This is a genomic window from Parahalioglobus pacificus (assembly GCF_014652275.1).
Classification (GTDB): Bacteria; Pseudomonadota; Gammaproteobacteria; order Pseudomonadales; family Halieaceae; genus Parahalioglobus; species Parahalioglobus pacificus.
Map to the genome: position 1 here is coordinate 1 of NZ_BMYM01000001.1, position 13,126 is coordinate 13,126.

The window sequence follows — 13,126 nt, forward strand, 5'->3', positions numbered from 1 at the left end:
GGTGCAACCGGGGTTGCAGGGCCGACAGGCGCCACCGGTGCGGTAGGTCCTACGGGTGCCGCTGGAGCAACTGGTGCAGTAGGCCCCACCGGAGCGGTTGGAGCCACGGGTGCAGTAGGGCCGACCGGTGCGGTAGGTCCGACTGGGGCAGTAGGTGCTACGGGTGCGCAGGGGATTCAGGGCGTCACAGGCGCGCAGGGTCCCACAGGCCCAGGAGGCGCAACAGGTGCTGCAGGTGCGGATGGCAGTGATGGTGCAACCGGACCCGCCGGTCCGCGGGGAGCGACCGGTACCCCCGGCGCCACGGGTGCCGACGGGAATGACGGCGCGACCGGGCCAGCTGGCCCACAGGGAGCAACAGGAGCACCGGGTACCGATGGCAATGACGGCTCTTCCGGTCCCGCAGGGCCCCGCGGTCCAACAGGCCCGCAGGGTGCTGATGGCGCGGACGGTTCGGACGGTGCGAATGGTGCACCTGGAGCGCCGGGAGCAACCGGTGCTCAAGGTCCCACGGGCGCTGTGGGTGCGACTGGCGCTCAAGGTCCCACTGGTCCCACAGGGCCCACCGGCACCAACTTCATCAACGCTATGGGCAAGGTTAGTGGTACCAATATAGGTGCTGATGAGTGCATCAACTGTTTGAATGCAACAGCGCAGCGTAACGGCGAAGGTATCTATCAGATCAACCTGAGCAACTCACCGGGAGACGCCAACTACATCATTAATTTGACCGTCTCCTCTCAAGGCCAGAACGATTCGGGCTGCGACCGAGATGATGTAAACATCACTTATTATGGTCAGGCGGCGAATCAGTTCTTTGTTCGCGTTATTACGGGTGATGACGGCACAACAATCGATGAAGAATGCGACCGTGAGTTTATGTTCACGGTGTTCGATCCCACGCCTTAGCTGTAGGTTTGATCTGGATTCTCCAAGCGCCCTCAGGGGCGCTTTTTCGTTTCTGCAGCGATAGATTGAAAGCGCTGGTCTATACTTTTCGCGCGCCTGATGAGCGCGCCATTAGACGTTCTATAAATCAGAATCAAAATATTTGTTTAATTGGTTTTACAGATGGCCGAATTCGTTAAAGAATAGCGCCCTCAGTTAACCGCTTTGGAGAAATTACGATGAGCCTCGTCACTCAAGTTCCTAATGTGACCTTTAAAACCCGCGTACGTGATGAGTCCGTGGAAGGTGAGAATCCCTATCGCTGGGAAGACAAAACCACGCAGGACCTGTTCGGCGGCAAGAAGGTTGTCGTATTCTCACTGCCCGGCGCCTTTACACCCACGTGTTCGTCCAACCACCTGCCCCGCTATGAAGAGCTTTACGATGACTTCAAGGCACAGGGTGTCGACGAGATCATGTGCATCTCCGTGAACGACGCCTTCGTGATGTTCAAGTGGGGCAAGGAAATCGGCAACAAGAATGTGTTCCTGCTGCCCGACGGTAACGGCGAGTTCACCCGCAAGATGGGTATGCTGGTCGATAAGTCGAACATTGGCTTTGGCATGCGTTCCTGGCGCTATTCCATGCTGGTTAACGACGGCACTATCGAGAAGTTGTTCGTTGAGCCAGACTTTGGCGACAACTGCCCAACCGACCCCTTCGAAGTGTCTGACGCTGACACCATGCTGGCCTTCCTGAAGGGCACTGAGTCTGAAGGCGTGTCTTCACCGCGATTGGCATTCGAAGGCTGATTCAGCGCTTCCTGCTAACACCAACTCCCAAAGCCGGGCACTGCCCGGCTTTTTTGTGGCCGTCTTTTCTGGGGCGTTTTTGATCTCTTCCATCGCTCGATTGACGACCGCTTGAGGCCTTGCGCTAATGCAAAGCGACAAGTTGCTAATGAAAGCTGCGGGCTTTGATATTCAGAGACTCCAGCGAACTGGTGTAGTCAAACACCGCGCCGGCGATCACATGTGTCACATTGTCCCGCGTTTCCACCGTGCCCTTGATGAGCAGAAGTTGCCCGGTCATCAGTGCCTGACGGAAGGTGCTCTGTGTGCTCTTCCACACCACAATGTTGCTGTTACCGGTTTCATCTTCCAGGGTCAGGAACAAAACGCCCGATGCCGTGCCCGGCCGCTGCCTACAGGTCACTAATCCTGCCATGCGCACAAAGCGGCCACTGGAAATGGTGGCAAGATCTGCATGCCGCTGGCAGCGATTGAACGGGTATTGATTACGCAGCAGGCTCATGGGGTGCGCCCGCAGCGTCAGGCCAGTGGCGCGATAATCGGCCAGTACTTCCTCGGCAATGCCCGGGGCAGGGAGTGCGACCTCGTCATTGAAATAGCTCGCGTCTCGCTGCTGCTCTTCCTGTAATAAGGGACGAGGTGATTCCAGCGCCATAATCTGCCATTGGGATTGGTGCCGGTTGCCGCTTAACGAGGCGAGGGCATCGGCGTCTGCCAGGGCTTCCATGTCGCGCCGGTCTAATTTTGCGCGTTGCCGTAAATTGCTTATCTGGGTAAAGGGGCCTTGCGCCCTCGCATCAATCAGGCGCTGCGCGCCTTCACGGCTCAGGCCTTTCACCAGGCGCATTCCGAGCCGGATGGGTGGCTGTGCTGGCCCCGGGCTATCCAATAACTGGTGATCCCACAGGCTTTGGTTCACATCCACCGGCAAGACCGTGACGGCGTGGCGCTTCGCGTCCTGTAGCAGTTGGGAGGCAGTGTAAAACCCCATAGGCTGGCTATTCAGCAGTCCGGTGTAGAACGCCGCAGGGTGGTGACACTTCAGCCAGGATGAGACGTAGGCCAGCAATGCAAAGCTCGCAGAGTGCGACTCGGGAAAGCCATAGCCGGCAAAGCCCTTGATCTGGTCGAACAGACGCTTGGCAAAGTCGGTGTCGTAGCCGCGCTCAATCATGCCGCGGGTCAGCTTCTGCTCAAAGGTCAGCAGCTTGCTGTTGCGTCCCCAGTTGGCGATGGCCCGGCGTAGCTGGTCGGCCTCGCCGCCGCTGAATCCGGCAGCCACCATAGCCAGTTTAATGACCTGCTCCTGAAAAATGGGCACACCCAAAGTGCGCTCCAGCACCTCTTTGATATCGTCATTCGGGTAGGTGATCGGCTCAAGCCCCTGCTTGCGCCGCAGGTAGGGGTGCACCATGTCGCCCTGTATAGGGCCGGGGCGAACAATCGCAATCTCGATAACCAGATCATAGAAACAGGCAGGTTTGAGCCTGGGCAGCATGGACATCTGTGCGCGGGACTCTATCTGGAATACGCCGATGGAATCGGCCCGCTGCAGCATGCGATAGGTGGCGGCATCCTCCTTGGGAACATCACTGATGCTGCGAATCTGCGGCTGGTAGCGATGCACCAGCGCCAGACTCTTGCGTATGGCGGACAGCATGCCAAGCGCGAGGATATCCACCTTCAACAGGCCTAATGACTCAATGTCTTCCTTGTCCCACTGAATCACCGTGCGCTCGGCCATACTCGCATTTTCCACTGGTACCAGTGTTGAGATGGGGCTGCGGGTAATCACAAAGCCACCCACATGTTGTGACAGGTGCCTGGGGAAGCCGAGAATCTCCTGCACCAGGTTGTAGAACAGTTCCGCCTGCTGACTGTGGCCAGCCACGCCCTGTTCCTCGAAGCGCTTGGCCAGATCGCGGGTGCGATCCCACCAGGCCAGCGACTTCGCCAGATCGTCAACAAAGACAGGGTCCAGTCCCAATGCCTTGCCCACATCGCGTACGGCGCTGCGCGCGCGGTAGGTAATTAAAGTTGCCGCCAGTGCAGCCCGGCGCCGTGAGTACTTTCTATAGATATATTGAATCACCTCCTCACGACGCTCGTGCTCAAAGTCCACATCGATGTCGGGTGGCTCGTCCCGTTCACGAGAGATGAAGCGCTCAAACAGCAGGGACACCTGCTCGGGTGACACTTCGGTAATAAACAGGCAATAGCACACCACCGAATTTGCCGCGGAGCCCCGTCCCTGACACAGGATGTTACGACCGCGCGCGAACGCCACAATGTCGTACACCGTGAGAAAGTAGTACTCGTAATTGAGCTCGGTGATCAGCGCCAGCTCAGTATTGATGCGCTGCTGTATGGCACCAGGCGTACCGTTTGGCCAGCGCTGGGCCGCGCCCTCGGCCACCAGTTTTCTTAAATAGCTGTTCGCATCCAATCCATCAGGTACGACTTCTTCGGGGTACTCGTAGCGCAATTCATCGAGACTGAACTGGCATCGCTCAGCGATGATTTGCGTCTCGGCCAGTAGCTCAGGCGGGTAGAGGTTCTGTAGCTTGTCGAGTGAACGCAGGTGCTGCTGGCTGTTGCCCAGGCGACGCCGGCCCAGGTCTTGAATGCTGCTATTGAAGCGCAGGGCGGTCAGTACATCATGCAGTGGCTTACGCTCGGGCGTGTGCATCTGCACGTCACCACAGGCCACCGGCGGCACGCCGCAAGTGGCTGCCAGTTCCAGCAATTCTCGGGTACCCGCTACCTCATTGTTGGCGAGCAGGCGAGAAATGCCCAGCCAGACGCGACCTTTGCACAAGCGCGCAAGTTGCCTGCCCCAGCCGGCTTCCTGCTTGCTGTTACCTGAGGGTCGCCAGATCAGAAGACAGCGCTTGAGATGAAAAATCACGTCCCGCAGGCTGGCTCGGTACTCTCCCTTTGGACTGCGCCGCCGCGCCATGCTGATCAGACCTGAAAGCTCCGCATAAGCGGCGCGCGAGGGAGCCAGGGCGATCAGCTGCAGGCCTTCTTCCAGGTTGAATTCGCTACCTACAATCAGCTGTATGCCGCATTCCTTGGCGGCCACGTGCGCCTTCACAATGCCTGCCAGTGAGCACTCGTCGGTAATGGCAATGGCACCATAGCCCTGCTGCGCAGCGCGCTCCACCAACTCATGGGGGTGGGAGGCACCGCGCAGGAAGCTGTAGCAGCTCAGGCAATGTAGTTCGGTGTAGGTAAACATATACTGTATATTTATACAGTATATTGGATGGATCAAACGACGCCAAGCAGCGCTTTGCCGGCCGATGATTTGCTAGGCTGTTAACTCAATTACACGCAGTGCCAACGATGAATGAATCCAAACTACAGCCGCTGATCGACAGACAGGCAATCTACGACACTTTGTGCCGCTATGCAGGGGCCTTGATCGGATGGACAAGGACCTGGCCTATTCCGTGTGGCACGAGGGTGGGACAGCGCTCTACCACGGTATGTTCGAGGGCTCAGGACATGGATTTGTGGACTGGGTGTGGGAGGCGCATGCCGCGATGGAGCGCCACTCGCATCAGATAGCCAATGCATTGATCGTGGTCGACGGTAAGGCCGCCAAGAGTGAAACCTATGTCACCGTAACGCTGTGGACAAACCCGGATCAGGAAGGGCGTCTGCAGGAAATCACTGTAAAAGGACGCTACCTAGACGAATGGGCTGAACGCAGTGGGCGCTGGGCCATATCGCACCGGGAGTATGTTACTGACATGCAGTCGATGCATGACGTTGATCGCGATACGGTAGATGAAGCCTCACAGCGAAATTCCAGCGATCCGTCTTTCAGACTGTTTCCCGCACATAAGGAATCTAAGTGAGGTCGGGCCGCACACCAGCAATATTACTCATCCTGCGCGTGCAGTTCTGAAATCGAATTAGGGTAGGTGTATTGATGAAAAGGATTGAATCGGTAGAACAGCTCGAAGCGCTTTATGGTGATGCCATTCCCGGCGCCTTGAAGAAAGTTCGCGCCACAATCACACCCCTGTATGAAAAGTGGATCGGCGCTTCGCGCTTTGTAGTGCTAGCAACTGTTGGCGAGTGCGGAACTGACGCCAGTCCACGAGGGGATATTGGTCCAGTCGCGAAGGTCCGCGATGAAAAAACACTGCTGATACCGGATTGGCGCGGCAACAATCGCCTGGATTCCCTGCGTAATATCGTGGAGGACGGACGCGTCAGCCTGATGTTTATGGTGCCTGGAAGTAACAACGTGGTTCGCGTGAATGGCAATGCATTATTGACGGATGATTCAGCGTTTACCCAACAGTTCAATCAGGGTGGGAAGGTCCCCAAGTCTGTGATCGTTGTTGATGTTGTCGATGTGTATTTTCAGTGTGCCAAGGCGCTTATGCGATCCAGATTGTGGCAGTCTGGTGATTGCAGTGCTCAGGTTCCCACGGCGGGTGAGTTTGTTAAGGAGCTGGATTCAGAGTTTGATGCACAGGCTTATGACGCAGGGTATGAAGAGTACGCGAAGGATAGGATGTGGTAGGTCGGCGCGACTGCCCGATGGGTGTCTAAATTTTTGGGAGCAGCATTATGGATAGCATACAATTAGCCACTACCTTTTTCGGCTGGTGTTCTGTTGTTAATGTGGGGGTGTACCTACTGACGGCGCTGGTATTGATGTTTTTTAGAGAGCCCGTGAAAAAGCTGCATTCAAAAATTGCGGCTGTACCCAGTGGTCAGCTGGATGAGCTTTATTTTAGTTACCTGGCTAATTTCAAGATCGCAATCCTGATTCTAAATCTTACGCCCTACATTGCTTTGAAGTTAATGGCGTAAGTAACGGCGAGCCGTTTGAGGCTGTTTGTGGATTAGGAATAAGAGACATGTCGGAATCTATCACTGTGTTTTTTGGTGCTTGGTGCTTAACAGATAGCGCAGCCCGGCCTGCCCAGATTGGGAGTGCGGTCGCTGAGGGCCTCGACTACAGCGGTCCCCGCACCGCATTAACAATTACCGGGGTCGACGTGCTGAGTGACTATGTCGGTATGTTCAGTGCGAATACCTTGGCTGGTAGGCGACCGTCGCTACCAATGAAAGCAGTGTAGGTGTTACTCGAGTTACAGTAGCAATAATAGGGGGCAGGAATGTCGATCGAGCAGAACAAGGCAGTAGTGGAGCGTATGTGGGCTGCGCTCGGGCAGATGGATTGGGAAGGAATGAAAGCTTGCATGCACCCTGAGGTCTTTTACGAGGACGTGCCCAGTGATGATCCCGGAGCGCATGGTCCGGAGAACTGCATCAAGCGGTTGCGCATCGCGTTTAATCATCTCAGCAAGCAGGAACAGGTGACCCATCGGCTGATTGCAGAGGGGGATGCAGTTGTCATGGATCACACCGAAACATGGACGTTTATGCGAGGAGAAGTGGCAGAGCATCGCTTCTGCACCGTTCACGAGCTAAAGGATGGCCTGGTGTATCGTTGGAGCGACTTCTGGGATATGAACAAGTTTGTCGGCCAATTTCCGGGCTGGTTCCTGGAAGAGATGATGAAAGCCTCTGCTGACGACTTCACCGACTAGACTCAAAGAGGTGCTATTCACCGGTGTTTGATCGTTTCAGCACGGAAACGCCCGTTTGGGATGTCGTCCCGCCCTGTAGATTCTTCTAAGCTCGTTGAAGCGCGTGTCCTTTGCGGCGCGCACTTAACGGTATGGCCAAGGAGGGCCATTCGGAATGTTTCTTATCAGATCAAGGGCAGGCAGTCATGCAGCCGTTACCATGGGCAAGATTCCAGAAACGCTCACAGGCACTTGTGGGCCAATGCGTATGTTGGCTTTGTGTGTATTCCTCTGTATTAACGGTGTGGCGCTGGCCGTCGAGGAAGGTTCGCTGGAGCACTGCCTGGCAATTCAGACGAAAATGAATCACTACTCGGATAAGCGCCGCGACGGCGGGCTGGAAACGCAAATGCGCAGCTGGAAGCATGCACGGCGCAAAGCCCAGCGCGAGTTCAGGCAGCATCGTTGTTATCGCTTCGGTGGCCAGCTGAAGGGATAGGATTCTGGGCAGGTTGCCTGCCTGCAGCTCACGGATCTTGTGGCTGGGGCTGACCCCTGCGTTGCTGGGCTGTGGTATGTTCAGCCCATACTGACCGCGCCGAGAGCTATCATGAGCTACACCCAATTAATGTTCATGCATTTGGCGACAGTGCTGCCTGCGGCCTTGATTGGCGGCTACCTGCTGATAGCGCGCAAGGGTTCATCGGTTCATCGCCTGTTGGGCAAAATCTATATGATTTTGATGCTGGCCACCGCACTCATCACTTTGGCCATGCCCGGTACTGTAGGCGGCACGGTTTTGGGCCACTTTGGGCCTATTCATATCTTTAGCATTGTGGTGCTCATCAGCGTACCCAGGGCCTACAGCGCAATCCGCAGGGGCGATCAGCGAACGCACCAGATCAGCATGGTAATGACCTACATCGGCGCCATACTCATTGCCGGCGGCTTTACCCTGGCCCCGGATCGGTATCTACACGACGTACTGTTTGTGAATGGTTTTGATGCAAAACCCTGAGTGCTTCTGCCAAGCTGAAGCAGGAGCGCCGTGGAGGTGCCTGTGAAGACCATTGGGCTACTGGGCGGGATGAGCTGGGAAAGCACCGCGCTTTACTACCGCCTCATTAACGAGCGCACTCGGGCGCTGCTCGGCGGATTACACTCAGCCCCAATTGCCATGGTGAGTGTCGATTTTGCCCCGCTGGAGCGGCTGCAGGTAGCCGGTGACTGGGTGGGCATTGGCAGGCAGCTCTCGGCCAACGCTCGCGAGGTACAAGCTGCGGGTGCCGACGTGTTATTGCTGTGCACGAATACCATGCATAAGGTGGCTGACGAGATTGCAGCAGCGGTGGACATTCCCATGCTGCATTTGGCCGACACCACTGCACAAGCTATTCGAGCGAACGGGCATGCGCGCCCCGCTTTGTTGGGTACACGCTTCACGATGGAGGAAGCGTTCTATAGAGAGCGACTTTCGAGCGCTGGCCTGTCGGCACTGATTCCCGATCAATCGGCACGGGACGAGGTTCATCGCGTGATTTACGAGGAGCTGTGTCAGGGTCAGGTTCGCGCCGAGTCACGCAATGCCTATCAGCGTGTTGTCGCGGACTTGGCTAACGAAGGTGCTGACTGCGTTATCGCGGGATGTACAGAGATTACACTGCTGCTGTCGCCGGATGATTGTCCACTCCCGTTATACGACACGGCAGCCCTGCATGCGCAGGCAGCGGTTAGCTGGGCGTTGCAATGATGGCACCTGATTCCCAGTACGGCGGTGTTGGGTGTCGCCGATGAGGGGAGGGTGTCGCTGCGGCAACATTCGGCTTTCCTGGCAACTGGTCGACTACTCCCTGGTGCCTCGGCAGTGCGATTGCGAATTCTGTCGCAGCCGAGAGTTGGTCTGGGTGTCGAAACAGGGTGCGCCACTGGACATCGACGTTATGGTGCCCGAGCACTACGCGGTAGTGCACCAGGGCACGGGCCGCGTGGATTTTCACCACTGCACCCGGTGCAAGCAGATACCGGTGGCAACCAGCGTTATCGATCACCAGTACTACGCGGTTGTTAATGTTGCCTGCCTCCACGACCGAGCAGTCTTCGCCCCGCCGCGTCCCGTCGATCTTACGAGCGCAACGATGGATGAATCCATTGCCCGACGTCGTGCAAACTGGTGCTCGCAGGTTACACTGCGGATCCGTTAAGCGTACCTATTACAGGCTTTTGGTGAACTTTATGTCTTCCAGTTTTTTGGCGGCCTTACCCAGACTGTTTGTCGGGTGCGCTCTGATTATCAGTTTGGCGGCCTGTCAGGGCGGGATGCCGGAGGGTGTGACACCGGTTGGCCAGTTTGATGTGCAGCGTTACGCGGGCAAATGGTATGAGATCGCGCGACTGGATAATCGCTTTGAGCGTGGCCTAACGGCGATTACTGCAGAATATGCGCTGCGTGACGACGGTACCATTACGGTTCTCAATAGCGGCACCTCTATTGAGAGTGGAGAGCGTGAGAGCGCTGAAGGTAAGGCGCGGTTTGCCGGACCTGAGGATGAGGCCTTTTTGCAGGTGTCGTTCTTTGGTCCCTTCTACGCGAGCTACATCGTTTTTGAACTGGGTCAGGATTACGACTACGCCTTCGTTTCAGGCAGTGATACCGACTACCTTTGGTTGCTCGCCCGCGAACCTGTGATCAGCGATACCCTGAAAGACCGGTTTGTGGCTCGCGCCGGTGCGTTGGGCTTTGCCGCGGATAAACTTGTCTGGGTTGAACACGGTGCCAGTGCCGTCTCGACAAAGTAGGGCGCGTTCATGCCCTCTTTAGAAGTTCTGATCGCGTTTACCGCGGCTGCTGTGGTGATGAATTTGTCACCCGGGCCCTCCAACCTCTATGTCATGGCAAGAGCGATTGCCCAGGGCGTGCCGGGCGGCCTTGCTGCAGCGGCAGGTCTTGCAGTAGGCAGTGTTGTTCATGTCGTGGCGGCGGTGCTGGGCTTGGCCGCGATCTTTGAATATTCACCACTGGCCTATACCGTGTTCAAAGTGGCCGGCGCTGGCTATCTTGTCTATCTCGGTATTGCCTACTGGCGGCACTCGCCTGAACAATCCGTTCAAGAAGCGGTGCCCCGCACGCCCCTCTGGCGGGTGTTCCGCGAAAGTGTGTTGGTTGAAGCGAGTAACCCCAAGACAGCCTTGTTTTTTCTGGCGCTGCTGCCGCAGTTTGTCGATCCGGCGGCCGGCCCGGTTGCGCCGCAGTTTTTGCTGCTTGGGCTTATCGTTACAGTGTCGGCGATTCCCTGCGACGTGCTGGTGGCGGTCTCCGCGGCAAAAGTGTCGCGCTGGCTACTGCAAAACGATAAGGCCCAGCAGTTACAGGAGCGAGTGTCCGGTGTGATCCTCATCGCGATGGGTGCCGTTATTCTGGGCACTGAGGCCTGGGAAGCTAAGCGCTAGGTAGCAGATAGCATCTCATCTCAGAACGCCGGTCAAGACGCGAAGCGTTGAGTGAGTGGCGCCACCGGCCTCATGCTGTCCCATTAGTGTGAATCGGCATCTGTCCTGCGGTTTGTTGTGCGGGTGGCGATTTATTTCGAGCAGGCACAAAAAAGGCCGGGATTGCCGGCCTTTTTTGTAAGTGTGGTTGATGCCCGGGCTGCGCCGGGAGCACCTATCTCACTTAAGAGGAGCGGGTATCGGAAACTTCAAGCAGTTCCCATTTGCCGTCTTTGTTTCTGTCTTCGGTGTAGCGGTATTTCACCTTGGAGCCGTGTGGCGCATTCTCAATACCGTCGGTGCTGGGTGCCTTGAACTGCACGCGGCGATTCTTGCTGCGGTTCATGCTGCAACGAGCGTCTTTTCCGTTCTTGGCTGAGTGAAACTCAACGTAGACCGGTTTGCCCATTTTGGCGGCACGATCCTTGTCCACGGTACCTTCAACGATACAATCCTGAGTGACCTCGGCGAATGCACCAGGCGCCAGGAGGGGTAATGCGAGTGCGATTGCTGCTGTAAGCTTTTTCATGGTCTATCTCCTTCGCCTCACGGCGAGAATTTATATTTCTGAATGTCATGTTTCTGTAACAATGCTCTGGTAGGCATCTTGAGAAGTACTATACAGGCAACGAAGTCAGTATAGCTATCGTTGAAACATGATTGTAATAATAAGTTCACATAAAAGGTGTAGGAGTTTGCGAAGATCCCAATAAGTTTTATAAAAACAACAATATAGAGATGATCCGGTAATTGTTACAAACCGTCATATTTGTCGTCAAAAAGGGGTTTCCGCTGCGAATCCTCCCAATTTAAGGCCTGTATGGAGGCGCGATCAGGCAAAAATGCCCTGGATATACCAGTGCTGCAGCCTGCGATCCCGGTAAATCCAGAGATGCTGGCCCTGCTCACCTTGCGCAATGTAGTAGTCACGACTTACAGGCTCGGCCCACCAGTTATCCTCGATCCTCTCTGGCCCATAAATCAGCGCCAGAGGCCCGTTCCAGTACAGCGCCCCCTGCTGCAGTTGCAGCGGCTGTGGCTGCGGCATTAGCCAGAAGGGCCTTTGCTGGCAAGGCGTAGCACCCTGAGTACCTGAGGGGTCTTGTTGGGTGCCGCCCATGCTGCGCATAGCGCAGTCCTGGCCTGTTTGAACGGCATACTCGGGCAGGTGTTCATCCCTGCAGCCGATCGTCATTATTGCCTGCAGCCCCAAGCGGCTGCGCAACCTGTCCAGCAGGCTACTGAGCGGTTCACGTTGCTGGCCGCTGTTAAAGAGGTCTACTGTGGCGGCGCTGGCCGATTCCAGCTGGCGACAGTTGAGCGTGACACCCTCAATGCCGCTGGTGAAGGGCTCGCGTTCAAGCTGAATGCCGGTGAGCTGGTGCCAGTTCTGCCAGTCGTGGCTGTGGCTACTGCTGCGCACCAGTAAATGCTGTACCTGGCCCTCGATAGTGATGAACTCCCATTGGATTTCGCCGGTTTGTAGCTGGGTATTGCGCAGAAACCGGCACAGCGACTGCAGCAGGAACTGGATGGCAGGCTGCATCTCGTTATGGCCGCGCACTTCATAGCCGAACCAATAGGTATCGCTAAACCGCGCGGGGGGTTGGTAGTCCTTGCGCAGATCGGCACGCAGGCCAAGCAGCTGCTGTAATTCATCGACAAAGGCCTTGCCACAGCGTTTTGCCAATGCGGGGGGTGGCAGTTTAAGCAGGTCCTCAAAGTGGTGAATCCCCGCCCGCCGTAAGGAGTCTATTGTTGCCGCGTGGTCTTTCAGCAACGCGATGGGCAATGTGCCCAGGCGTTGCTCCAACGGCTGCTCCACAGCCAGTGCAATATCCGGCGCAACGTGTGATAGCAACCAGGCTGCCCGCGGCGTAGCGGCCAAGCCCTGTTCGGCCTGGTAGCCTCGTGTGGCCAGCCCGCGACGCACGTCTTCCATCAGGCGGTCCAGACCACGGTACAGTGTGAGGCAGCTGCCAATTTCCAGCAGCAGGCTGTCGCCTCGCCAGTGGTGCAGTGTTGGACTAATGCTATAAGCCCAGCTGCACAGCTGCGTCATGCTCAGCTGTTCCCGTACCGTATCGCGCTCTAGTAGCGTGAGCGGTTGCTCCGCTGCCAGGGCGCGAACGGTCGCTGTACTTTGCCCGGTCTTAATACCCATGGCGCAGGCACAGTCATTGGCACGCAGTACGCGCTGCTTTTCCAAAACCACAACGGCCTGCTCTTCGCTGCGATTCAGCGCCTGTAGCGGGAGCAGATCAAAGCGTAAACACAGCCATAAACTCATGCGGTTGTGCCCGCTAAAATGGTGTCTGGACTACCTATTTTCCAATCACTTTGGGGCGCTGCCAGGTAGCGAGGGAGCAGTTGGGCCAGTTT

Annotated in this window: 15 protein-coding genes; 12 read left to right on the forward strand and 3 right to left on the reverse strand. The window is 56.5% G+C overall.

Annotated features, from left to right (window positions below; all coding sequences use genetic code 11):
- Both IE089_RS15810 and IE089_RS00010 read left to right on the forward strand, forming a co-directional pair.
- Positions 1 to 909: collagen-like domain-containing protein (locus IE089_RS15810; protein ID WP_490388050.1), on the forward strand; the 909-nt coding region annotated here is incomplete at its 5' end.
- 218 nt (positions 910 to 1,127) lie between these two features.
- The gene (locus IE089_RS00010) at positions 1,128 to 1,700 is read left to right on the forward strand and encodes a peroxiredoxin (protein WP_189474012.1); all 573 of its coding nucleotides are present in this window, start codon (positions 1,128 to 1,130) and stop codon (positions 1,698 to 1,700) included.
- A 145-nt stretch (positions 1,701 to 1,845) separates the two neighbouring features.
- Here the strand turns inward: IE089_RS00010 and IE089_RS00015 are convergent, their stop codons facing one another.
- Positions 1,846 to 4,941: an error-prone DNA polymerase gene (locus IE089_RS00015; RefSeq protein WP_189474014.1), complete on the reverse strand. Its 3,096-nt coding sequence runs from the start codon at positions 4,939 to 4,941 to the stop codon at positions 1,846 to 1,848.
- 163 nt (positions 4,942 to 5,104) lie between these two features.
- Here IE089_RS00015 and IE089_RS00020 point away from each other — a divergent pair, with 163 nt between their 5' ends.
- The 10 genes from IE089_RS00020 (at position 5,105) to IE089_RS00065 (ending at position 10,705) form a co-directional block, all read left to right on the forward strand.
- Positions 5,105 to 5,566, forward strand: a complete 462-nt coding sequence (locus tag IE089_RS00020) for a nuclear transport factor 2 family protein (RefSeq protein WP_268247966.1) — start codon at positions 5,105 to 5,107, stop codon at positions 5,564 to 5,566.
- Between the two features lie 74 nt (positions 5,567 to 5,640).
- Entirely contained in the window at positions 5,641 to 6,243 is a 603-nt protein-coding gene (locus IE089_RS00025) for an MSMEG_1061 family FMN-dependent PPOX-type flavoprotein (RefSeq protein ID WP_189474018.1), read from the forward strand.
- A 47-nt stretch (positions 6,244 to 6,290) separates the two neighbouring features.
- The gene (locus IE089_RS00030; protein ID WP_189474019.1) at positions 6,291 to 6,536 is read left to right on the forward strand and encodes a DUF6868 family protein; all 246 of its coding nucleotides are present in this window, start codon (positions 6,291 to 6,293) and stop codon (positions 6,534 to 6,536) included.
- 308 nt (positions 6,537 to 6,844) lie between these two features.
- On the forward strand, positions 6,845 to 7,279 hold the full coding sequence (locus IE089_RS00035; RefSeq protein ID WP_189474020.1) for a nuclear transport factor 2 family protein: 435 nt from the start codon (positions 6,845 to 6,847) through the stop codon (positions 7,277 to 7,279).
- 154 nt (positions 7,280 to 7,433) lie between these two features.
- Positions 7,434 to 7,757, forward strand: a complete 324-nt coding sequence (locus IE089_RS00040) for a hypothetical protein (protein WP_189474021.1) — start codon at positions 7,434 to 7,436, stop codon at positions 7,755 to 7,757.
- 111 nt (positions 7,758 to 7,868) lie between these two features.
- Positions 7,869 to 8,276, forward strand: coding sequence for a DUF2306 domain-containing protein (locus tag IE089_RS00045; RefSeq protein ID WP_189474022.1), 408 nt, complete (start codon positions 7,869 to 7,871; stop codon positions 8,274 to 8,276).
- A gap of 42 nt (positions 8,277 to 8,318) precedes the next feature.
- On the forward strand, positions 8,319 to 9,008 hold the full coding sequence (locus IE089_RS00050) for an aspartate/glutamate racemase family protein (protein ID WP_189474024.1): 690 nt from the start codon (positions 8,319 to 8,321) through the stop codon (positions 9,006 to 9,008).
- Positions 9,009 to 9,048: 40 nt separating this feature from the next.
- Complete coding sequence (locus tag IE089_RS00055; protein ID WP_490388051.1) at positions 9,049 to 9,459, forward strand: GFA family protein; 411 nt, start codon at positions 9,049 to 9,051, stop codon at positions 9,457 to 9,459.
- 31 nt (positions 9,460 to 9,490) lie between these two features.
- Positions 9,491 to 10,054: a lipocalin family protein gene (locus tag IE089_RS00060; protein WP_189474029.1), complete on the forward strand. Its 564-nt coding sequence runs from the start codon at positions 9,491 to 9,493 to the stop codon at positions 10,052 to 10,054.
- A 9-nt stretch (positions 10,055 to 10,063) separates the two neighbouring features.
- The gene (locus tag IE089_RS00065; protein WP_189474031.1) at positions 10,064 to 10,705 is read left to right on the forward strand and encodes a LysE family translocator; all 642 of its coding nucleotides are present in this window, start codon (positions 10,064 to 10,066) and stop codon (positions 10,703 to 10,705) included.
- Between the two features lie 223 nt (positions 10,706 to 10,928).
- Here the strand turns inward: IE089_RS00065 and IE089_RS00070 are convergent, their stop codons facing one another.
- Together IE089_RS00070 and IE089_RS00075 are read right to left on the reverse strand one after the other, a co-directional pair.
- On the reverse strand, positions 10,929 to 11,273 hold the full coding sequence (locus IE089_RS00070; RefSeq protein ID WP_189474033.1) for a hypothetical protein: 345 nt from the start codon (positions 11,271 to 11,273) through the stop codon (positions 10,929 to 10,931).
- A gap of 303 nt (positions 11,274 to 11,576) precedes the next feature.
- The gene (locus tag IE089_RS00075; RefSeq protein WP_189474035.1) at positions 11,577 to 13,034 is read right to left on the reverse strand and encodes a Y-family DNA polymerase; all 1,458 of its coding nucleotides are present in this window, start codon (positions 13,032 to 13,034) and stop codon (positions 11,577 to 11,579) included.
- Positions 13,035 to 13,126 lie beyond the last annotated feature (92 nt).